Raw genomic sequence first — 21,122 nt, forward strand, 5'->3', positions numbered from 1 at the left:
AACTCGTCCTCGACCCCACCAAGCGCTACCAACCCACCGGCCGGCCACCCGGACCCACACCGAAAAAGAAAAACCCCTGAACCCACAACCGCGGGTTCAGGGGTTTCCGATGTCTTGAGACATCACAGAGAGCGGACGACGGGATTCGAACCCGCGACCCTCACCTTGGCAAGGTGATGCGCTACCAGCTGCGCTACGTCCGCGTTGAGGGAAACCATACCGGATCGGCGCGGGCCGATGCGCGACCGCCCCACCAGTCAACTGACGGATTGTTCCGGCCCAGCCCGGCTGGCAGCATCGGCCGGGTGGTCATGTCGCCCTTCCCCGAGCTCGGGGACCAGTTCGAGGAACTCGCGCAGGCGGCGTTCCGCACGCTCGACGAGGCACAGTTCGCGCGGGCGGCCGCCTACGGCCGGCCGGAGCGGGTCGACGAGGGCCGGATCGTGTTCGACGTGGGCGACGACGACGCCGACCTGCTGCTCGTCGAGTCCGGCGGGATCGAGGTGCTGCAGGACGACCTCGACGGCGAGCCGATCCTGCGCGCCGGGCCCGGGCAGTTCGTCGGGGAGCTCAACCTGCTCACCGGGCAGTCCCGCATCCTGCGGGCGCGCGTCGCCGCCGCCGGGCTCGTGCACCGGGTGCCGGCCCGGCAGTTCCGGCTGCTCATGGCCCAGGACGCCGAGCTGAGCGACCTGCTGCTGCGGGCGTTCCTGGCCCGCCGCCGGCTGCTGGTGCAGCGGGCCGGCCGCAACCTCGAGATCATCGCGGACGAGGCCACCGGGGTCGGGATGGCGCTGCGGACGTTCCTGATCCGGCAGGACCTGCCGCACCGCTGGATCGAGCAGAACACCGCTGAGGGCCGGGTGGAAGCCGCGGCGGCCGGGCTGACCGAGGCCGACCTGCCCGCGGCGGTCATGCCGCAGGCGACGTTGCGCCAGGTCGAACCGCGCGCCCTCAGCCATCGGCTGGGACTGACCTATCGGCGTACCCCGGACGGGGTGGCCGACCTGACCATCGTGGGCGCCGGCCCGGCCGGGCTGGCCGCCGCGGTCTACGGCGCCTCCGAAGGCCTCGAGACCGTGCTGCTCGACGCGGTCGCGACCGGCGGGCAGGCCGCGGCCAGCTCGCGCATCGAGAACTACCTGGGCTTCCCGTTCGGGCTCAGCGGCGAGCAGCTGGCGGCGCGGGCGGTCGTGCAGGCGCTGAAGTTCGGCGCGCACCTGGCCAGCCCGTGTGCGGTGGTGTCCATGCGTACCTCGGACGAGGGACACGTGCTCACGCTGGTCGACGGCACCGAGATCGTCACCCGGGCCGTGCTGATCGCGACCGGGGCGGCGTACCGGAATCTGCCGTTGGACCGGTGGTCGGACTTCGTCGGGTCGGGCATCTACTACGCCGCGACCGACCTGGAGGCGCGCGCGGTGGCCGGGCTCCCGGTGACGGTGGTCGGCGGAGCCAACTCGGCCGGGCAGGCGGCGATCTATCTGGCCCAGCAGGCCGGCCAGGTGACCCTCGCCGTACGCGGTCCCGACCTCGCCAAGGACATGTCGAGCTACCTCGTGGAGCGCATCCGGGCCGATCCGCGGATCACCGTGCGGACCTCGACGCGGGTGACCGCGCTGGCCGGGACCCACCGCCTCGAGGAGGTCACGCTGACCGCGGGCGCCGACGACCACCCGTGCGGGTGTTTCGGGCTGTTCTGTTTCATCGGGGCCGCCCCGGCCACCGGCTGGCTGACCGGGGTGGCGCTGGACGACAAGGGGTTCGTGCCGACCGACGGGCAGCTCGGCGACCGGTGGACCGGCGTGGGACGCGGGCCGCTGCCGTTCGAGACCAGCGTGCCGGGGGTGTTCGCGGCCGGGGACGTGCGGTGGTCGTCGATGAAGAGGGTGGCGGCGGCGGTGGGCGAGGGGGCCAGCGCGGTGCGTTCGGTCCACCAGGCGCTGGCGTTCGCGGCGGTGCCGGCGCCTCGCCCTCGATGATCTCTCGCTGTGCTGTTCTGGCCGCCTCCGGGTAGCATCTGGCCAATGCCGATGGACGCCACGCTTGTGTACGAACCGGCCGACGCGGACGGTCTGGTCGTCGCCACACTGAGCGGTGAGCTGGATCTCGACCGCGCCGACGCCGTCCGCGATCAGCTCGCCGGGATCGCCGCCGACCCCGCCTGCCGCTACCTGCGGATCGACGTGGCCGGTCTCGACTTCATCGACTCGTACGGGCTGGGCGCCCTGGTGAGCGCCCGAAACAGCGCGGCGGCGACCGGCGTGACCATGACACTGGCCGAGCCGTCGCCGCCGGTCCGCAAGGCGATCGAGGTGACCGGGCTCGGTCACGTCTTCGGCCTCTGAGGCGTTTTGAGAACGGGCCCTACTTGAGCTTGAGCTGGACGTTGAACGTCGGGCTGGCGGCGAGCTTGCGGAACGCGGCCAGGCTCGACGGCGCGCTGTCGATGCTGATGTCGCGGTCGCCGAACATGTCCTTCTTCGTGTCGAAGTAGACGATCGCCTTCACCTGCGGCCGCTTGGCCAGCTCGGGCAGCACGCTGGTGAACTGCTTCGACTTGTCGACGACCTTGCCGATGCGGTGGTAGGCGCCCCACTCGGCCACCATCAGCGGCTTCGAGGCGTGCTTGGTGGTCGCCCAGGAATAGAAGCCCTCACCTCCCCTGGCCCGGCGGTCGAGCAGGTCGGCGAAGACGCCGGCGTGGTAGTAGTTCTGCTCGGCGCTGACGTACGAGTCCAGGCCGATCCAGTCGACGACGTCGTCACCCGGGTAGAGGTCCTTCCACCACGACTGGGCCATCCACTTCTCGTTGCCCATGTAGGCGACGACGTTGACCATGTTGCCGAGGCCCTTGGACTTCAGCCGCTTGATCACGTGGCGGTAGGAGGCCGCGAAGTCCTTGGCCGTCATGCCCGAGCCGGCGGCCGTACGCACGTCGTCCTCCGGCTCGTGGTTGAGCACGAGGAAGAACTTCTCCGGCAGCGTCGCCTTGACCCGGGCCGCGAACGCGTCGATCCGCGCGTCGAGTTTGCCCGAGGCCACGTTCGCCCAGGTCGAGCCGTACTCGACGCGCCAGTTGAGCAGCAGCACCCGCGGCTTGCCCGGCTCGCGCACCATGGCGATCTCGGCCGCGGTCGGGAACTTCTCGTCGCCCTTGTGGTACGTGTGGAAGATCGTCGCGGTACGACCGCTGAGCTTCTCCCAGTTCTTGTGCTCGAGGTCGCGCGGCCGGTTCGTGAACCCGCCCGCGGCGGCGCCCCACAGCACGCCGCAGCTGGGCACGAGCTTCGCGTCCGTCACACACTTCCGGGCAACCGCGGCGGGCGCGGGCGCGAGCGTGGTGGCGGCCTGGGCCGTGGCCGGGCCGGCTGCGAACGCGGCGCCAACCCCGGCGACGAGTGCGGCCAGCGAGTACACGGTCTGACGAAGCATCGAATCTCCCCCTGTTGTCCGGCCGTTGTCCGCCGGGCATGAGAAGAGATTCCCGGGCGCCGGGTGCGCCGCCCGTGCCCGTCGCGGTGCGGACGGGTTGCGCCAATCCGCCGGTCTCCGGCGCCTCGGCCGGTGCGATCGGCCGCAACGGGGGCGGGTTGAGCTTTCCGGCCCGAGCAGGCTCCCGCTCCGTAGCATTCGACGGCATGACGGACGCGACGGAACGACGCCGGGAGCCGGGAACGACGACTGACCGGCCACGCGGAACCATGCCGGACGCGGCCGCTCTCGGCCGGGCCGTCGCCGACATCCTCGGTCCGGGCTGCCGATCGGTGATCCTGCACGGCTCGCTGGCGGCGGGCGGCTTCCGGCCCGGCGTGAGCGACCTCGACCTGCTCGCCGTCGCCGAGGGCCCGCTCACCGACGACCAGGCGGATTCCCTCGTACGGCTGGCAGGCGACGCCGCCCTCGGCGAGGCGGCCGGCCTGGACCTGCACGTCGTGACCGCCGAGGTGGCGCGTCGCCCCTCGGCCGAGCCGCCGCTCGAACTGCTCGTCGGCCGCCACTGCGGCGAGCCCGGCCTCGAGGTCGAACGCCGCCGCCCGGCCTGGCCCGACCTGCCCGCCGAGTTGTCGATGGCCCGGCAGGACGGTGTGGTTCTAACCGGAGCGCCCGGCGTCCTGGCCCCGGTCCCGGCCGAGTGGGTGGTCGCCCGCGGCCGCCACTGGCTCCGGACCTGGCAAAGCCTGACCGGCGACACCGCCCACGCCGCCTTCATGGTGCTGACCGCGTGCCGCATCTGGCAGTTCGCCGCCGAGCGCGTCCACTCCCCCAAGACCGACGCCGCCCGCTGGGTACTGGCCCGGGACCCGTCGCTGTCCGCAGTGCGGCAGGCCCTGCGACAGTACGAGGGTGACCCCGCCGCGGTCGTCGACGAGCCCGGCCTGGCCGTCCTGCTCGAGACCGCCCTCCGCCACACCGCCCGGTAGCCGGGGCTCGCCACGCCGAGGGTCTCAGCGCGGGCCGAGCGCCACCCCGGGCGCGCTGCCGTAGGCCGCGAAGAACTTGTCGCGGAACTGGTCCATCCGCCAGATCGGGGCGTTCGCGGCCGGGCGCAGGCCGTCGGTCCAGCCCCAGGACGCTATCCGGTCGAGCACGGCCGGGTCCTTGGCGATGACCGACACCGGCACGTCGTGGCTGGCGTTGCGGCCGGTGATGATGGACATCGGCTGGTGGTCGCCGAACATGATGAGCACCGTGTTCTTGTCGCCGTACTCGGTGGCCCACGAGGTGAGGCTGTCGACCGAGTAGGCGAGCGTCCTGGCGTACGCGGCCTGGGTCTTGACCGGATCGGACCACAGGTCGCTGCGCGGGGGCGCGGTGGCGACCTGCGGCTCGAAGACCTTGCCGTCGCCGATCGCGTCCCACGGCACCATCGACGGGATGTGCGTCCACGGCTCGTGGCTCGACGTCAGCGTGATCTCGGCCATCAGCGGCTTGGTGGCCTTGGCGTTGACCTCCCGCTGGAACTTGTCCAGCACGAACTGGTCGGGCATCCGCGACCAGCCGAAGTCGGGTCCTTTGTAGCCCATGTTCCGCGAGTCGAACACCTTGTCGTAGCCGTAGAAGCCGGCCTCGGGCCAGTCCTTGGTGTTGCCCGGTTCCATGCCGGCGGTCTGCCACCCGGCCTGCTTGAACGCCCGGGTCAGGGTCAGCCGGTCGCCGCTGACCATCTCGTCGTAGCGGCGCTGCGAGGTGACCCACAGCCCGGACTGGAACGAGCCGTGGGCCAGCCAGCTGCCGCCGCCGTAGGTCGAGGAGGTCAGCCACCCGGTGCGCGAGTGGAAACCGGCCGCGCCCAGCTTCGCGTTCGCCGCGTCGAGCGCCGGGTTGACGATCGCCGACATGCCGGGATCGGTCAGCGAGCTGTGCCCGAGGCTCTCCACGACGCCGATGATCACGTCTTTGCCCTGCAGACCCGAGACCAGATCCTTGGCCGGCACCGCGGCGTACGGGTCGTGGCGCACCGCCGAGGCGAACTGCCGCTCGTCCCGGATCGTCAACGGCACCTGCCGGACGGTCGACTTGGCCAGCTTGATCGCCGAGTCGGAGGCAACCGGCGCGTTCGGGAACAGCGTCAGCCCGCTCAGCGCGAGCGCCACCCAGGCCGCGCTCAGACCGGCCAGCACCCGCTTCGCCGGGAGCGCGTGCCGGGTGCCGACCCCGGCCAGCCGCACCGCAGACATGATCAGGGTGGCGACCAGGACGACCATCAGCACGACGGCGCCGGCCACCGCGAGGTTGGCGTAGGTGCGGCCGTCGGTCTCGGTCAGCGCGTTGTAGCCGTCGCGCAGCAGCGGGGTGTCGAGCACCGGGTCGAACTTGCGGCCGAGGACCGTACGGAAACCGGCGTTGGCGATCTTGAAGACGACCAGCACCGCGAGGCCGAGCCCGAACACCGCCGCGAACGGTCTGCGCCACCGGACCGGCAGGGCCAGCACCACCGCCGCGGCGAGGATGGCCTCGATCGGCAGCCGCAGGAAGGCGCCCGGCAGGAACGCGCCGGCCTTGGTGCGGGCGATCGCGTCGGGGACCACCAGCGCGGTGACGATCAGTGCGGCCGCGGCCACGGTCAGGAGGCCGCCGAGAAGGCGACGGATCTTCGGCAAAGCGGAAACTCCCGGTTCGAGGGTGTGGCCTCCCTCGGATACGGATCGGAGCCGCCCAAGGTTCAGCGCCCGGGACCGGAAACACGCCGTTGATATGCGCGACACATAGTGCCTACAGTCGCTGCACGCGATCTCCGGTCGCCGCAGGCAAGGAAGGGAGCACCCGATGGCGCTGCTCGACGAGGCTCACCGGAACGAACTGATCTTCACCGACGGCGCCTGGCGGGCCGGCAGCGGCGAGACCATCGACGTGATCGAGCCGGCCACCGGCGACACGCTGGGCCAGCTGGCCCTGGCGACTCCCGGCGACGTGGCCGCGGCCGCGCGCTCCGCCGCCGTCGCCCAGCGCGAGTGGGCCGCCCGGCCGCACGTCGAGCGGGCCGCGGTGCTGCGCCGGGCCGCCGGGCTGTGGGCCGAGCACGCCGAGGAGATCGCCTGGTGGAACGTCCGCGAGGTCGGCGCGGTCCCCGGCATGGCCGCGTTCGCCGTGCACACCGCCGAGCAGGAGTGCTGGGAGGCGTCGTCGCTGCCGGGCCGCCCGTACGGCGAGCTGATCCCGTCGGGGGAGCCGCGCCTGTCGATGACCCGGCGCTACCCGGTCGGCGTGGTCGGGGTCATCGCGCCGTTCAACGTGCCCATCATCCTGGCCATCCGCTCGGTCGCGCCGGCTCTCGCGCTGGGCAACGCGGTCCTGCTCAAGCCCGACCCGCGGACGGCGGTGACCGGCGGCGTCGTCCTGGCGGCCCTGTTCCGGGAGGCCGGGCTGCCCGACGGCCTGCTGCAGGTGCTGCCCGGCGGCCGCGACGTCGGCGAGGCCGTGGTGACCGATCCCCGGGTGCCGGTGATCTCGTTCACCGGCTCGACGCCGGCCGGGCGCCGCGTGGGCGAGCTGGCCGGGAGCCACCTCAAGCGCGCCCACCTCGAGCTCGGCGGCAACTCGGCGCTGGTGGTGCTGTCGGACGCCGACGTGGACACGGCGGTCAACCTGGCCGCCTGGGGCAGCTGGTTCCACCAGGGCCAGATCTGCATGACGACGGGCCGTCACCTCGTCCACGAGAGTCTCTACGACGACTTCGTGGAGCGCCTGGCCGACAAGGCGGCCAAGCTCCCGGTCGGCGATCCGGCCCGCGACCAGGTCGCCCTGGGCCCGGTCATCGACGCCGGCCAGCGCGACAAGATCCACGGCCTCGTCACCTCGAGCGTGGGCGGCGACGTCCGGGTGGCCGCCGGCGGCGACTACGACCGGCTCTTCTACCGCCCGACGGTGCTGGCCGGCGTCACCGCTTCGACCCCCGCGTTCACCGAGGAGATCTTCGGGCCGGTGGCCCCGGTGGCCCGCTTCGGCACCCTCGACGAGGCCGTCGCCCTGGCCGGCGACTCCGAGTACGGACTGTCGCTGGGCATCGTCACCCGCGACGCGATGCGCGGCGTGGAACTGGCCGACCGCATCCCGACGGGCATCGCCCACATCAACGACCAGACGGTGAACGACGAGGCCAACGCCCCCTTCGGCGGGATCGGCGGGTCGGGCACGGGCTCCCGGTTCGGCGGCGCCCAGGCCAACATCGAGGCCTTCACCGAGACGCGCTGGATCACCGTACGAAGCCAGGCCGCGACCTACCCGTTCTGAGCGGGAGTCTCAGCGCCGCTGCTGGGGGGCCTTCACGCGCTGGAGGCCCCGTTTCACCTTGCCGGCGGCCCGGCGGCGCAGGCGTTCGATCGAGCTGAGCCGCGGCTCGGGCACGAGGCCGTGCAACTGCTCGGCGTGCGTGATCATGCCGATGATCGTCTCGATGGCGGTGTCGAGAAGCTGATCCTGGCGCACCTGGGCGGGTGAGGGCTGCGGCGCCGGATCGACCGGGCGCAGCTCGGCCAGGTCGCCGACCACCTCGCAGGGATAGTCGTCCAGGTCCTTGATCTGCTGTTCGGCCAGGTCGAGCACCCACTCGGCGCGCTCCGGGCCGACGCCGAACCGCAGGTCGTTCGTCCGGTTCTTGAGCACCGCGTCGACCAGGTGACGCTGCACGGCCCGCTGGTAGGGCGCGCGGTGCGGATAGCGGTCGCCCAGCGCCTTGTTGACCCGGCGCAGCACCTCGACCTCGGCCGCGCCCAGCGAGGTGTTGACGCCACCCACCACGTCGAGGTCGCAGACGCCGTCGGGGATGCCGATCACCTCGGCGAAACGCCGCCACAGCGTGTCCCGGGGAGCGCCCGCCCCGGGCACCGTGATCAGGTGGCGGTGGCCGGCCGGCACCAGGTCGCCCCAGCGGCGCAGCATCCGGTTGGCCGTGTAGTGCTCCCAGAAGTCCTCGAACCGGCCCCGCTCGACCGCGCCGATGAAGTCCTCGAAGCTCCAGACACTGCGCGACCGGATGCTCTGCTGCCACATCGACGGGAACGTCCGCCACAGATCGCGGGCTGCCACCAGGATGTGCACCTCGGCCGGCTGCAGGCTGCGCACTGCCCGAGCCGCCTGGGCGCTGGTGGCCGCGCCCAGCCCTTCGTTGGTGATCACCACGTCGCCCGGCCACGCCGCGGCCTTCGCGGCCAGCCGGTCCCACGACCAGGCCGGCGTCGCGTGCCAGTTGAGCTCGCGCAGGTCGGCCATGGCCTCGTCGTGGGCCGAGAACTTGCCGGGCAGCAGGATGCCGGCCTGGGAAAGGGCTTCGACGTTGCCCCAGAGCACATTCTGCACATAGGTGCTGCCCGTCTTGGGCGCGCCGATATGAACAAACACGCGTCGTGCCATGCCGCCCCCTCAGCGCGGTGGTTTCCGTCAGCACAACGTGTTTCGCGAACCCGGGTGGCGGCTTTCAATGCATTGTGTACGAGCTGTGACCTTGTGTCCGAGGATCATCGAACGACCGGCGCCGATCACAGCATCGCCGCAGGCAGGAGCGGCCGAGCCGACCGATCCCGAGCCGCGGTGCGGCCATTCCGCGACCATTCACCCGGTCGGGTGGCGGAGCAGGATCACCCGGAACGGAGAACGCTCCGGGAAAGGATGTCGGCCTGGCGGGTCGGTTCGGGGATGCGATAGCGACCGCTGAGCCGGACGGTCAGCTCGGCGCAGTCGGCCAGGCCGATGCGGTGGCCGGCCGAGACGAAGACCGGCTTCACCCCGGACTGCGTGCGCACGACGCGGCCGACGACCTCGCCGTTGTCGACCAGCTCGGACGACTCGCCGCGTCCGGGGCCGGGGTCGGCGGCGGCGCCGATGAAGGCGGTCTTGGCGACGCCGAAGGACGGCAGGTCGAGCAGCACGCCGAGGTGGCTGGCCAGACCGAGGCGCCGCGGGTGGGCCAGGCCGTAGCCGTCGCAGAGGAGCAGGGCGGGCGGCGCGGACAGGCGCTCCAGGGCGGCCAGCAGCAGCGGCACCTCGCGAAAGGCCAGCAGACCGGGCACGTACGGGAAGGTGGCCTCGCCCTCGACGGTCACGGCCTCCTCGACGGCCAGCGTGGCCACGTCGACGACCACGGCCGCGGCGACCGCCCGGGACGAGCCCACCGCGTACGTGACGTCGAGCCCGACCACCGTGCGGGGCAGCGCGATCGGCGCCGACGGGAGGACCAGACGCTCACGCAGCTCGTCCTGGATCAGTTCGGCCTCGGCGGCGTCGGCGGGCTGGCGGAAGGACGGCACTCCCGCACGGTACGGGACGACGAAGCGGCCCGGTGGCGGCGAGTCGTCGCTGCCACCGGGCCGCCTTGTGCGCCTGGCTGGGACTCAGGCGCGGAGCACCGCCACTCCCCTGGCGGTGAGAGTGCGGTCGGCGCCGCCGAGGGCGGTGATGTCAACCGGTTCCTCGGTGCGGTTGATGACGAACCGGGTCGTGCCGCGGAGGGTCAGCTCGACCTGGCCCCGCAGCTCGGCGGGCAGCTCGCTGGTCACGCCGGCCTGCGACAGCAGCTCGCCCAGCACCGGCGCGAGTCCGGCCGGGCCGAGGCGGGTCGAGACGTACGAGGCCGAGCCGTCGCCCACCGCGCGGCGGGTGATGGCCGGGCGGCCGGCCTGGTCGCCGGTCTTGTACGAGGCCAGCACCACCGTGTCCGGCCCGGTCACGTCGATCCGGTCGGTCCACAGCGTGCCGGTCAGGCCGTTGTCGAGCTCGGCGGTGTCGCCCTCGAGCAGCGGCCCGAACTCGGCGACGCGCAGGCCGAGCAGCTCCCGCAGGCTGCCGGGGTAGCCGCCCAGCCACACGTGGTCGTTCTCGTCGACGATCCCGGAGAAGTACGTGGTCACCAGGTGCCCGCCGGCCTCGACGTACGCGGTGAGACGCGCGGCCAGCGGCGCCGGGACCACGTGCAGGATCGGGGCCACCACGACGTCGTACCCGTCGAGCGGGGCCCCGGCCGGGATGACGTCGGCCCGGACGCCCAGGTCGAGGAACGCCGTGTACCAGTCCAGGGCCTCCTGGCGGTAGCGCAGCTTCCCGGTCGGGTGCGAGTCCTGCTCGACCGCCCACCACGACGTCCAGTCGAAGAGGATGGCCGCCTTCGCAGGCGTGCGCGGCGAGCCGGCCACGTCCGCGAGCGAGCGCAGGGCCGAGCCGAGCGAGACGACGTCCCGGAACAGCTCGGAGTCCGTGCCGGCGTGCGGGTACATGGCCGAGTGGTACTTCTCGGCGCCCGCGCGGGACTGCCGCCACTGGAAGAAGCAGACCGCGTCGGCGCCGTGGGCGACGTGGGTGAGCGAGTCGCGGGCCAGCTCGCCCGGCTTCTTGGCCAGGTTGATCGGCTGCCAGTTGACCGCCGAGGTGGAGTGCTCCATCAGGAACCACGGCCGGCCGCCGGCCAGGTTGCCGGTGAGGTTGGCCGAGAACGACAGCTCGTCGAGCGTCTGCTCACCGGGCAGGCGGTAGTGGTCGTTGGCGATGAAGTCGACCTCGGCCGCCCAGTCGGCGTAGTCCATGCCCTTGGTCTCGCCCATGACCATGAAGTTCGTGGTCACCGGCACGTCCGGCGTGATCTCGCGCAGCAGGTCCCGCTCGGCCCGCAGGTAGTCCTTGAGCGCGTCGGACGAGAAACGCTTGAAGTCGAGCTGCTGCGTCGGGTTGGGGTGCGTGGCCGCCTGCCGCGGCGGCAGGATCTCCTCGAAGTCCGAATACCACTGCGACCAGAAGGCCGCGCCCCACGCCTCGTTCAGCTCGTCGATCGACGCGTAGCGCCGGCGGAGCCAGACCCGGAACGCGGCCGCGGCGTCGTCCGAGTAGTCGTACACGTTGTGGCAGCCCAGCTCGTTGCTGACGTGCCAGGCGACGACGGCCGGGTGGTCGCCGTACCGGGTGGCGATCTCGCGGACCAGGCGCAGCGCGTACGTGCGGAAGATCGGCGAGGTCGGCCGCCAGTGCTGGCGGCCGCCCGGCCAGATCGTGTTGCCGTGCTGGTCGACCGGGAGGATCTCGGGGTGCCGGGTGGTCAGCCACGGCGGCGGCGAGGCCGTCGCCGTGGCCAGATCGACCGCGATCCCGTTGGCGTGCAACAGATCGATCGCCTCGTCGAGCCACCCGAAGTCGTACACGCCCTCGGATCTCTCGAGTCGCGCCCACGAGAAGATGCCGAGCGAGACGATCGTGACGCCGGCCTCGCGCATGGCGCGCACGTCCTCGTCCCACACCTCGCGGGGCCACTGCTCGGGGTTGTAGTCGGCGCCGTACTCGAGACGGGGGTCTCCGGCCCGGCGCAACCAACGGGGGTTCTGCACAAAATCTCCCAGGGAGGATTACTTGACGGTGAAGCCCTGCTCGTTGCCGTACTTGGTGGACTGGTCCTGCCAGGCCTTCAGACCGTCGGTGAGCGTGGTGTCCGAGACGTACGCCTTACCCACGGTGTCGTTGAAGACGCTGTTCGCGTAGACCTGGAAGGGCAGGTACGACCAGCCGGTGACGACGTTCTGGGCCGACTTGGCGAAGATCTCGTTGGCCTTCTGACCGCCGAAGTACTTGAACTCGGTGCCCAGCCACTCGGGGTCGGCCAGGGTCTTGCTGGTGGCCGGGAACGCGCCGCCGTCGACGCGGATCTGCACGCCGTCACCGTCGTTGGCGTACTTCAGGAACCCGTACGCGAGCTCCTTGTTGGCGCCCTTGTCCATGATCGCCAGCGAGCTGCCGCCGTTCTCCGCGCTGGCGTTGCTGCCGGCGGTCCACTGCGGGAGCTCGGCCGCACGCCACTTGCCCGAGCCGCCGGGGGCGCTGGAGACGAAGTTGGCCGGCATCCAGGCGCCGGTGGCCAGCGAGGCGATCGAGCCGTTGCCGATGCCCTGGAACCACTGGTCGCTCCACGAGCTGATCGGCGCGAGCAGCTTCTCGCTGATCAACGTCTGCCACACCTTCACGAACTCCTGCGAGCCCGGGTCGTTGAAGTTGATCGTGACGTTGGTGCCGTCGACCTGGTACGGCTTGCCCCCGGCCTGCCAGATCATGCTGGTGGTGAAGCCCGCGTCGCCGGTGTCGTTGGTGATGTACGCCTTCGGGTCGGCCTTGTGCAGCTTGCGCGCGGCGTCCAGGTACTCCGTCCAGGTCTTGGGGACCTCGATCTTGTACTTGTCGAAGACTTCCTTGTTGTAGTAGAGCGCCATCGGGCCCGAGTCCATCGGGAGGCCGTAGACGCCGCCACCGGAGTTGACCGAGTTCCACGGGCCGGGGTTGAAGTCGGCCTTGAGGCTCTCGGCGCCGTACGTGCCGAGGTTGGTCAGCGCCTTGCCGATGGCGAACTGCGGCAGCGCGTAGTACTCGATCTGCCCGACGTCCGGCACACCCTTGCCGGCCGCGATCGCGTTCTGCAGGGCGGTGTACTGCTTGTCGCCGGTGCCGGCGTTGACCAGGTCGACCTTGACGTTCGGGTACTTCTCCTGGAATTTGGTGACGACGTCCTTGAGCGTGGGCTCCCAGGCCCACACCGTCAGCGTGCCGCCCTTCTCGAGCGCGGCCTGCACCTGGGCGTCGGTGACCGTGGCGCCGCCGGACGAGCCGGCGGACGACGAGTCGTCGTCCCCGCCACCGCACGCGGCGAGGGCCAGGACAGCGGCCGAAGCGACGGCCGCCACCTTGAGGAATCGGGACATCTCTGCGGGTCCTTTCGGAGGGTTATTCCTTGACGGCGCCGGCGGCCAGGCCGGACTGCCAGTAGCGCTGCAGCAGCAGGAACGCGCCGAGCAGCAGGACGATCGTGACCAGGGAGCCGGTGATGACGAGGTTGAAGACGGCCTCGCCGCCGGCCGTGGCGGCCTGCGCGTTCCAGGCGTTGAGCCCGACGGTCAGCGGGTACCAGTCGGGGTCCTTCAGCATGATCAGCGGCAGGAAGTAGTTGTTCATGGTCGCGACCATGGTGAACAGCAGCGTCGTGACGATGCCGGGCGCGAGCAGCGGGACACTGAGCCGGAAGAACGTCCGGAACTCGCTCGCACCGTCGACCCGGGCCGCCTCGAGCATCTCGGTCGGGATCGCCTGCGCCGCGAAGGTCCACATCAGGTACAGGCCGAAGGGCGAGATCAGCGACGGGATGATCACGGCCCACGGGGTGTTGGTCAGGCCCATCTTGCTGAACATGAGGAAGGTCGGGACGGCGAGGGCGGTCGGCGGGACGGCCACCGCACCGATGACGATCGCGAAGACCGCCTTCTTGCCGACGAAGTCGAACTTGGCCAGGCCGTAGCCGGCCAGCACGGCCAGGAAGGTGGCTCCGCCGGCGCCGGCCACCACGTACAGCAGGGTGTTGCCCAGCCAGCGGGTGAAGATCCCGTCGTCGTACGTGAAGGTGTCGGCGATGTTGCTGAACAGGGCGAACGGGCCGTCGTCGAACCACAGCCCGAACGAGCTGAACAGGCCGTCCTGGGTCTTGGTCGAGTTGATCAGCAACCAGGCCAGCGGGACCAGCGCGTAGAGCGCCATCAGCGAGGTGAGCACGGTCAGCGTGATGCTGCCCTTACGGCGCTTCTTCGACGACAGCGTGACCGGGGGCCGTCCCTTGGCCACGGTGGGCTCGACGGTCGTGGTGGTCATCCGAGCTCCTTCGTCCCGCGCAGCTGCACCACGTAGGCGACGATCATGGTGATGACGGCCATGACGACGGCCACGGCCGCGGAGTAGTTGAACTGCTGGCCCGAGAAGGTCAGCGAATAGGCGTAGAAGTTCGGCGTGAAGTACGTGGTGATCGCGTTCGGGGCCAGGTTGCGCAGGATCGCCGGCTCGTTGAACAGCTGGAAGCTGCCGATGATCGAGAAGATCGTGGCGATGACGAGCGCGCCGCGGATGGCCGGCAGCTTGATCGACCGGATGATCCGGAACTGCCCGGCGCCGTCGATCGCGGCCGACTCGTAGAGCGACTTGGGCACGACCTGCAGCGCCGAATAGAAGATCAGCATGTTGTAGCCGATGAACTCCCAGGTCACGATGTTGCCGATCGAGGCCAGAATGAGGCTCGGCTTGAGCGGGTCGGGCAGGCTCCAGCCGAGCGAGTCGTTGAGGTTGCCGACCAGGCCGAACTGCGAGCCGTAGATGAAGCCCCACATCAGCGCGGCCACGACGGCCGGCACCGCGTACGGGAGGAAGATCGTCACCCGGAAGAAGCTCTTGCCGTAGAGGCGGCCGCTGTCCAGCGCGAGCGCCACCAGCAGCGCCAGGAACAGCATGATCGGCACCTGGACGACCAGGAAGAGCCCGACCCGGCCGACCGCCGACCAGAACTGCGAGTCCTCGAGCGCCTGCCGGTAGTTGTCCAGCCCGACGAACGCGTTGCCGCCGATGAGCCGGTTGCGGTAGAGGCTCAGGTAGATCGAGTACGCGATCGGCGCGAGGAAGACCAGCGCGAACACGATCATGAACGGGCCGACGAACTGCCAGGCCCGGTACGAGCGGCGTTTGCGGCGCACGCCGCCGGGCGACACGGCGGGCGGCGCCGCCAGCTGTGGTACTGCCATCTGCCTCATCCTGTCTGGCCCGAACTCGCGTGATGTTTACGCAAACATGACGCACACCGACGCGTTCGACAATGTTTCGTTCAGTTCACGGCTGTGATGTTTGCGTAAACATGCGGGTGATAGTTTCACCACGTGCAGCGAACGTCAAGCAACCGTCGCCGCGGCGTCTCGATGGCCGACGTGGCGCGTCTAGCTGGGGTCTCCTCCCAGACGGTCAGCCGGGTGTCGACCGGCCACCCCGGAGTCCTCGAGTCGACGCGCCGCGAAGTTCTGAACGCGATGCAACAGCTTGGTTACCGACCCAATAGTGCCGCGCGCGCCTTGAAGCGAGGCGAGTTCCGCACTATTGGTGTCATTTTGTTCACACTCGCGACCACCGGCAACAGCCGGACGGTCGAGGCGATCGCCGCCCACGCCGCCCGCGAGGGCTACGCGATCACGCTCATCCCGGTGGCCGTGCCGACCCAGGACGAGGTGCTCGGCGCGTTCACCCGCCTCGGCGAGCTGGCCGTCGACGGCATCATCGTGATCATGGAGGTGCACCTGCTCGACGCGGCCGACCTGCGGCTGCCGCCGGGCGTACCGGTGGTCGTGGTCGACTCCGACGCCGGCGACCGCTACCCCGTCGTCGACACCGACCAGGCCGACGGCGCCCGCCAGGCCGTCCGCCACCTGCTCGAGCTCGGCCACCGGACGGTCTGGCACGTCACCGGCCCGGACGAATCGTTCTCCAGCGCCCGGCGGGCCCAGGCCTGGCGGGCGGTGCTCGACGAGGCCGGCCGCGCTGCTCCCCCGTGCGAGCACGGCGACTGGTCGGCCGGCTCCGGCTACCGCGCCGGACTGCGACTGGCCGGGCTCGCCGACTGCACCGCCATCTTCGTGGCCAACGACCAGATGGCCCTGGGCGTGCTGCGCGCCCTGCACGAGGCCGGCCGGCGGGTCCCCGAGGACGTCAGCGTGGTCGGCTTCGACGACATCCCCGACGCCGGTTCCTACATGCCACCCCTGACCACCGTCCGCCAGGACTGGGCCGAGGTGGGGCGGCGCTGCGTCCAGGGCCTGCTCGAACAGATCAACCGGCACACCGTGGAGCCCGGCACCGTCCTGGTCCCGACCACCCTGATCCCCCGGGCCAGCACAGCCCCGCCGGCCAGCACAGCCCCGCCGGCCGGCTCGGCCCCCGGCACGTCGTCGTAGCGTCGCGAGGGGCGGCTTGTAGCCTGCGGTGATGACGAGCCGGGGGCGCACGGAGCTGCCGGGGGCGCCCGGGGTCTACCGGTTCCGGGACGTCACCGGGCGGGTGCTCTACGTCGGGCGGGCGACGCATCTGCGCAGCCGGGTGGCCTCGTACTGGGGTGATCTGCGGGACCGGCGGCATCTGCGGCGCATGGTGCCGCAGATCGAGCGGGTCGAGGCGGTGGTCTGCGACTCCGTGCACGAGGCGGCCTGGCTCGAACGCAACCTGCTGGAACGCTCCAAGCCACGGTGGAACCGGATTCGCGGCGGTCTGGAGGTGCCGTTCTGCATCCGTGTGTCGGCGTCGAAGGTGGAGCTCGTGCACTGGCAGCCCGGCTCGTCGCCGGGGGACGTGTTCGGGCCGTACCTCGGGGGGACGCAGGCCCGGCTGGCGGTCTCCGGGCTGGAGCGGGTGCTGCCGCTGCGCTACACCGGCGAGCGGCTCGACGGCGGGCTGCGCGACCTGGCCCGGATCCGGGGTGTGGGCCCGGCCGACGGCGCCGCCCTGCGGGCGACGATCGAGGCGGCGCTCGGGCGCCGGGGTGACGCGCTGGCCACCGTACGGGAGGGTCTGATCCTGTTGCGGGATCGGGCCTCGGCCAACCTGGGGTTCGAGCTGGCCGGGCGGATCCAGCAGGAGCTCGAGGCGGTGGAGTGGATCGTGGCCGAGCAGAAGGTCACGCGGCTGGCGGCGCCGCCCGACCATGACGTCTACGGGTGGGCCGACGGGTTGCTCGTGCGCTTCCAGGTGCGCGGTGGACGCCTCGACCGCTGGGAGCAGCGGGCCAGCTCGCAGACGGCCGCCCGGCGTCATCTCGCCCTGACGCCCCCGGAGTGGTCGGCGTTCGCCGAGCGCAACGCGAACCTCGCCCGGCTCCTCACCTGACCGGTCTGGTGGCGGTTAGGTGACACGTGGCTGTCGCAGCGCGACGGCTTCGCCCACGCTGGGTAGTGCTCGGCCGACCCCGTGCGGGGCCCACCGGGCGGATCGCATCCGGCGGCCGTGGGGGTTGTGATGGCTGTTCCAAGTTCGCGTGAAGCGCTCACCGCGCTCGGACATCTGCTCGGGGAACGGCGGCCGGTGACCGAGGCGCTGCTCCGCGACGAATACCTTCCGCAGAGGCCCGACGAGGAGCTCGAAGCGGTCGCCGCGACCGGCGAGGGCCGGCGCTGGGTGTGGGGCGAATTGTCCGAGGCCGAGGTCGGCGGCTACGCGCTGGACGAGACGTACCGGCTGGCGCCGGCCGGATCGGTGGTCTGGCAACCGCCGTCCGAGGTGCTTCCGGTCGCGGCGGCCGGCGCGTGGTCGGCCGACGATCGCCGGCTGTACTGCGCCACGAGCATCGACCTGACGATGCGGGGCGGCACCACCTCGGGGGTCGTCTATCCGCTGGCCGTCTGCGAGATAGCCACGACCCGGCGTATCCGCAATGTCGGCGGGGCGTCAGCCGGCGCGATCGCCGCCGCGGCGACCGCGGCGGCCGAACTCGGTCGCAGCTATCCGCCGCCCGGCCCACGGGACCCCGGCCCGGCGGAGGAGGACTCCGCCACCGGACGGGTGCGGGCCGGGTTCGCCGGGCTGGCCGATCTCATCGGCTGGCTGTGCCAGGTGGGCCCGCAGTACCGCCCGCACCAGCGGGACGAGTTCCGGCTGGCCCAGCTGTTCCGCCCGGCGCGGCCGCAACGGCGTCTCTTCGCGCTGGCCACCGCGGTGATGCGCAAGCACCTGTGGGCTGTCCCGCTGATCGCCCTGATGGCCTTCGGGCCCTGGTCCAAGCTGGTCCTGGCCCTCGTCGTCGCGGGCGCGGTGGTCCTGACGGCCTCGCTCGGTGACCGTATCGGATCATGGCCGCCGCTCGACCGGGACGCCGGCGCCGCCGGCTGGACGGACCCTCAGTCGCTGGTCTGGGCCTCCGCCGATCTGGCGCTGTTCTTCGTGTTCGTCGCCGGGGTCCTGGTGTTGCTGCCTCTCGTCCGGGCCCCCAGGATCGCCGTCGACCAGCCTCCGCCCTGGCTGGCTTCGCTGTCGAGGGTGTCCAGCGCATCGGTCCAGGCCGACCCGCCGCGATCCCGGCTGAGTCGCGCGATCTCGGCGCTGGCGCTGTTCGCGGCGCCCGTGATCCTGGCCGTGTTCGGGTTGTGGCAATGGACCGCCGGGGCGCTCGTCGGAGCCGGACTCGCCGCCGCCATCACCGTGGTCGTCGCGGTCAGTGTCTTCCGCTTCCAGGCCCGCGCCCGCGACGTCGGCTTCGGGATGGTCGCCGGCGCGGAACCGCCGTCGTCCCGCCGGTCGCTGCCCGAACGTCTCGCCGGCACGCCGAGATGCACCGTCGGGCCCGCGCTGATGCCGTGGCTCGGCGGGGCGCTGACCCAACTCGCCGGCCTGCCCGACGGACAGGTGCTGCGCTTCGGCCATCTGTGGCTCGGCCCGCGATTCGAGCCGGCCCCGTGGTCGCCCCTGGCCCCGGCCGAGCCCGATCCGGCCTGGCCGGCAGCGTACCGGGAATGGCAGGAGCGGACCGCGGACCTCCGGGCGCTGTCCCATGACGTCCGCCGGAGGTCGGTCAACCTCGAACTGATCACCACCGACCTGACCCGCAAGCGCCCGTACTCCTTCCCGCTCGAGCCGACCGATCCCAACGACCCGGACAGCGAACAGCTCTACGTCTGCCTCGACGACCTGGCCGCCGACGGGAACGCCTACTTCGACGCCGACGTGATCACCGCCCTGACCGACCCGGAGCCCCGCTCCTACCGCACGACCGACGGCCGGGACGTGCTGCTGCATCGGCTCCCCGACCCGTGGAACCTGCCGGTGGCCTTCGCCGTCCGGCTCAGCGTCTCGCTGCCCGGACTGTTCAAGGCGGTCCGGCTGTATCGGCTGATGAGCGCGGCTCAGGTGTGCGACGACTTCGGCCGTCCGATCCGCCGCAAGGGCGACCCGGAAACCCTGTGGTGGTGGCCCGACCGGCGGACCCGGGCCGAGGAGTTGTGGTTCTCCGACGGCGGCATCACCTCGAACTTCCCGGTGCACCTGTTCGACGCGCTGCTGCCCAACTGGCCCACCTTCGGCCTCAACCTCGGCGGATTTCCCGACGGTCACCCGCATCAGGACGTGTGGCTGCCGCAGGACTGGCAGGCCCCCCGGGCGCCGTCCAGCGAGGTCGCGCCCGCGGCGACATCGTTCGTCTCGGCGCTCGTCGACACGGCCCGGTCCTGGCGGGACACCATGCAGACCGGCATGCCCGGGTACCGCGGCCGAGTGGCCTGGGTCCGCCAGCGCCCGAACGAGGGCGGCACCAACCTCTACATGCCGCGTGAGGTCATCGCGTCGCTCGCCCTGCGCGGCGCCCTCGCCGGCGCCCGGCTGCGCCGCCGGTTCGACGACGACACCCAGGGCGGGCGGTACCGCTGGCTGCGGCTGCGCATCGCGCTGGCCAACCTGCAACGGATCCGGGAGGACGTGGCCGACGGGCGTGCGACCTACGGCCACATCCTCGCCGGGGCCGACGGCGATCTCACCACTCTCGAGAACACGTACGCCTTCGACCCCTACAGCGACGGCGCCGACTGGTACCGCCCGGTCGACGAGTCGTTCTGGACCGGCGCCGCCGGGTTGTTCGACGACCTCGCGGCGCGGGCCGTCCCGGCGGTGAACGGCGGACGGACCGGCGACGGCGTGATCGTCGACGGCAGTCCCCGGCCGCACCCCCGGCTCGGCCAGATACCCCCGATGTAGGAACCCGGATCCGCTGCCATGCTTATCGGGGGTGACCGGCGACAGCGCCGACAGCGTCGCGCAGGTGATGGCGGCGGCTCGGCATCATGACGGTCGGGTGGGAGACGCCCCAGGTCGCGCCCGAGGAGACGAATTCCTTGAAGCGGGCGGCCTTGCGCCCGGTGAGGACCTTGGAGGTGGCCCGGTCCTCGGCGTCGGTGAACTGGAGGAGACCGTCCCGGCGGCCCAGGCTGATGCACTGGGCGTTGTAGCGCATCGAGATCTGCGGGACGTCGCGCCCGGTGAGCCGGGCGGCGATGGCGTCGGCGGCCTGCCAGGCGGCGAGGACGCTCATGCCGCAGCACATCCGCAGGGGCTTGCCGCCCGGCCCCTCGGCGTACGTGGCGTCGCCCGCGGCGTAGACGTCGGGGTGCGACGTCGAGCGCATGGTGCGGTCGACCACGATCTGCCCGGTCTCGGCGACCGTCAGGCCCGACGCCGCGGCGATCGGATGGGCCGAGAAGCCGGTGGCCCACACCGTCACCGCGGGGTCGGCCGGGGCGCCTACCTCGACGCCGAGCCGATCGAGGACGCCGTGCAGGTGCTCCTGCGCCCGGTCGCTGAGCCAGGTGCCGACGCCGTTGCGCCCGCTGATCGCCACGTGCAGGTCGGGCCGCGACTCGGCCAGCTCGGTGGAGAGCTCGATGGCGGTCAGGCCCCCGCCCTTGACCAGCACTGTCTCGCCCGCGGTGAGCTCCCGCAGGCGTTCCCGGAGCCGCAGCGCGGCCGGCCGGGAGGCCACGTGATGCCCCGGCGTGGCGCCGGCGCTGCCGAGGGCGTAGACCAGCGTGTCGTACGGGACCTCGCGGTCGGTGAGGACGACACTCCGGCGGTCCAGGTCGACGGCCGTCACCCATCCGGGATGGACCGAGACGTGGCTGCCGGCGAAGACGCCGGTCAGCGGGCGGGGCCGGAGGTCCTGGCCGGCGGCGACCTGGTGCAGGCGGACCCGTTCGACGAAGTCGGGATCGGCGTTGACGACGGTGATCTCGGTGTCGCCCGGGTGCAGTCGGCGGGCGAGCCGGCCCGCGGCGTGCGCGCCGGCGTATCCGGCCCCGAGGACGACGATGCGGTGCTTCATGCTGCGC

Annotated in this window: 16 protein-coding genes and 1 tRNA gene; 7 read left to right on the top strand and 10 right to left on the bottom strand. The window is 71.6% G+C overall.

All coding sequences use genetic code 11. The features are described from left to right. Positions 1–130: 130 nt before the first annotated feature. Positions 131–203 (bottom strand) — tRNA-Gly (locus tag HJC40_RS39835). A gap of 108 nt (positions 204–311) precedes the next feature. Between HJC40_RS39835 and HJC40_RS39840 the strand changes: the two genes are divergently transcribed. Both HJC40_RS39840 and HJC40_RS39845 read left to right on the top strand, forming a co-directional pair. Next, positions 312–1,982, top strand: a complete 1,671-nt coding sequence (locus tag HJC40_RS39840; RefSeq protein WP_250008906.1) for a cyclic nucleotide-binding domain-containing thioredoxin-disulfide reductase — start codon at positions 312–314, stop codon at positions 1,980–1,982. Positions 1,983–2,033: 51 nt separating this feature from the next. Continuing rightward, on the top strand, positions 2,034–2,348 hold the full coding sequence (locus HJC40_RS39845) for an STAS domain-containing protein (RefSeq protein ID WP_250008806.1): 315 nt from the start codon (positions 2,034–2,036) through the stop codon (positions 2,346–2,348). A 19-nt stretch (positions 2,349–2,367) separates the two neighbouring features. Here the strand turns inward: HJC40_RS39845 and HJC40_RS39850 are convergent, their stop codons facing one another. Then, positions 2,368–3,435, bottom strand: a complete 1,068-nt coding sequence (locus tag HJC40_RS39850) for a glycoside hydrolase family 26 protein (RefSeq protein ID WP_250008807.1) — start codon at positions 3,433–3,435, stop codon at positions 2,368–2,370. A 206-nt stretch (positions 3,436–3,641) separates the two neighbouring features. Between HJC40_RS39850 and HJC40_RS39855 the strand changes: the two genes are divergently transcribed. Further along, positions 3,642–4,424, top strand: coding sequence for an aminoglycoside adenylyltransferase domain-containing protein (locus HJC40_RS39855; RefSeq protein ID WP_250008809.1), 783 nt, complete (start codon positions 3,642–3,644; stop codon positions 4,422–4,424). Between the two features lie 24 nt (positions 4,425–4,448). On the opposite strand, the gene HJC40_RS39860 is transcribed toward HJC40_RS39855, so the two are convergent. Next, positions 4,449–6,104 carry a sulfatase-like hydrolase/transferase gene (locus HJC40_RS39860; protein ID WP_250008810.1) on the bottom strand — a complete coding sequence of 552 codons (1,656 nt, stop codon included), beginning with the start codon at positions 6,102–6,104 and terminating at the stop codon, positions 4,449–4,451. Between the two features lie 166 nt (positions 6,105–6,270). Here HJC40_RS39860 and HJC40_RS39865 point away from each other — a divergent pair, with 166 nt between their 5' ends. Next, positions 6,271–7,734 (top strand): benzaldehyde dehydrogenase, encoded by a 1,464-nt coding sequence (locus HJC40_RS39865; protein ID WP_250008811.1) that lies wholly within the window; start codon positions 6,271–6,273, stop codon positions 7,732–7,734. 9 nt (positions 7,735–7,743) lie between these two features. Here HJC40_RS39865 and HJC40_RS39870 read toward each other — a convergent pair whose 3' ends face one another. The 6 genes from HJC40_RS39870 to HJC40_RS39895 form a co-directional block, all read right to left on the bottom strand. Then, on the bottom strand, positions 7,744–8,853 hold the full coding sequence (locus HJC40_RS39870; RefSeq protein WP_250008812.1) for a hypothetical protein: 1,110 nt from the start codon (positions 8,851–8,853) through the stop codon (positions 7,744–7,746). Between the two features lie 224 nt (positions 8,854–9,077). Then, entirely contained in the window at positions 9,078–9,746 is a 669-nt protein-coding gene (locus HJC40_RS39875) for an endonuclease V (RefSeq protein ID WP_250008813.1), read from the bottom strand. A gap of 84 nt (positions 9,747–9,830) precedes the next feature. Next, complete coding sequence (locus HJC40_RS39880) at positions 9,831–11,807, bottom strand: beta-galactosidase (protein ID WP_250008814.1); 1,977 nt, start codon at positions 11,805–11,807, stop codon at positions 9,831–9,833. Between the two features lie 18 nt (positions 11,808–11,825). Continuing rightward, a complete protein-coding gene (locus HJC40_RS39885; protein WP_250008815.1) occupies positions 11,826–13,166 on the bottom strand; it encodes a sugar ABC transporter substrate-binding protein in 1,341 nt (446 codons plus the stop codon). A 22-nt stretch (positions 13,167–13,188) separates the two neighbouring features. Further along, a complete protein-coding gene (locus HJC40_RS39890) occupies positions 13,189–14,103 on the bottom strand; it encodes a carbohydrate ABC transporter permease (RefSeq protein WP_250008817.1) in 915 nt (304 codons plus the stop codon). Next, a complete protein-coding gene (locus HJC40_RS39895; protein ID WP_250008818.1) occupies positions 14,100–15,020 on the bottom strand; it encodes a carbohydrate ABC transporter permease in 921 nt (306 codons plus the stop codon). Before HJC40_RS39895 ends, HJC40_RS39890 begins: the two co-directional genes overlap by 4 nt. A gap of 171 nt (positions 15,021–15,191) precedes the next feature. On the opposite strand from HJC40_RS39895, the gene HJC40_RS39900 reads away from it, so the two are divergent. The 3 genes from HJC40_RS39900 (at position 15,192) to HJC40_RS45865 (ending at position 19,995) form a co-directional block, all read left to right on the top strand. Then, positions 15,192–16,217, top strand: coding sequence for a LacI family DNA-binding transcriptional regulator (locus tag HJC40_RS39900; RefSeq protein ID WP_250008907.1), 1,026 nt, complete (start codon positions 15,192–15,194; stop codon positions 16,215–16,217). Between the two features lie 31 nt (positions 16,218–16,248). Beyond that, positions 16,249–17,142: a GIY-YIG nuclease family protein gene (locus HJC40_RS39905; protein WP_250008819.1), complete on the top strand. Its 894-nt coding sequence runs from the start codon at positions 16,249–16,251 to the stop codon at positions 17,140–17,142. Positions 17,143–17,271: 129 nt separating this feature from the next. Continuing rightward, positions 17,272–19,995, top strand: coding sequence for a patatin-like phospholipase family protein (locus HJC40_RS45865; protein WP_284044416.1), 2,724 nt, complete (start codon positions 17,272–17,274; stop codon positions 19,993–19,995). A 22-nt stretch (positions 19,996–20,017) separates the two neighbouring features. Here the strand turns inward: HJC40_RS45865 and HJC40_RS39915 are convergent, their stop codons facing one another. Beyond that, on the bottom strand, positions 20,018–21,115 hold the full coding sequence (locus HJC40_RS39915) for an NAD(P)/FAD-dependent oxidoreductase (protein ID WP_250008820.1): 1,098 nt from the start codon (positions 21,113–21,115) through the stop codon (positions 20,018–20,020). Between the last annotated feature and the right edge of the window lie 7 nt (positions 21,116–21,122).

This window comes from Actinoplanes sp. M2I2, from assembly GCF_023544445.1.
GTDB lineage: Bacteria > Actinomycetota > Actinomycetes > Mycobacteriales > Micromonosporaceae > Actinoplanes.

Bases quoted from the DNA above. Each gene is read 5' to 3' on its own strand.
- HJC40_RS39905 (WP_250008819.1), top strand. From the start codon at position 16,249: ATGACGAGCCGGGGGCGCACGGAGCTGCCGGGGGCGCCCGGGGTCTAC.
- HJC40_RS39900 (WP_250008907.1), top strand. From the start codon at position 15,192: ATGGCCGACGTGGCGCGTCTAGCTGGGGTCTCCTCCCAGACGGTCAGC.
- HJC40_RS39850 (WP_250008807.1), bottom strand. From the start codon at position 3,435: ATGCTTCGTCAGACCGTGTACTCGCTGGCCGCACTCGTCGCCGGGGTT.
- HJC40_RS39870 (WP_250008812.1), bottom strand. From the start codon at position 8,853: ATGGCACGACGCGTGTTTGTTCATATCGGCGCGCCCAAGACGGGCAGC.
- HJC40_RS39890 (WP_250008817.1), bottom strand. From the start codon at position 14,103: ATGACCACCACGACCGTCGAGCCCACCGTGGCCAAGGGACGGCCCCCG.
- HJC40_RS39915 (WP_250008820.1), bottom strand. From the start codon at position 21,115: ATGAAGCACCGCATCGTCGTCCTCGGGGCCGGATACGCCGGCGCGCAC.
- HJC40_RS45865 (WP_284044416.1), top strand. From the start codon at position 17,272: ATGGCTGTTCCAAGTTCGCGTGAAGCGCTCACCGCGCTCGGACATCTG.
- HJC40_RS39865 (WP_250008811.1), top strand. From the start codon at position 6,271: ATGGCGCTGCTCGACGAGGCTCACCGGAACGAACTGATCTTCACCGAC.
- HJC40_RS39840 (WP_250008906.1), top strand. From the start codon at position 312: ATGTCGCCCTTCCCCGAGCTCGGGGACCAGTTCGAGGAACTCGCGCAG.
- HJC40_RS39855 (WP_250008809.1), top strand. From the start codon at position 3,642: ATGACGGACGCGACGGAACGACGCCGGGAGCCGGGAACGACGACTGAC.
- HJC40_RS39885 (WP_250008815.1), bottom strand. From the start codon at position 13,166: ATGTCCCGATTCCTCAAGGTGGCGGCCGTCGCTTCGGCCGCTGTCCTG.
- HJC40_RS39895 (WP_250008818.1), bottom strand. From the start codon at position 15,020: ATGGCAGTACCACAGCTGGCGGCGCCGCCCGCCGTGTCGCCCGGCGGC.
- HJC40_RS39845 (WP_250008806.1), top strand. From the start codon at position 2,034: ATGGACGCCACGCTTGTGTACGAACCGGCCGACGCGGACGGTCTGGTC.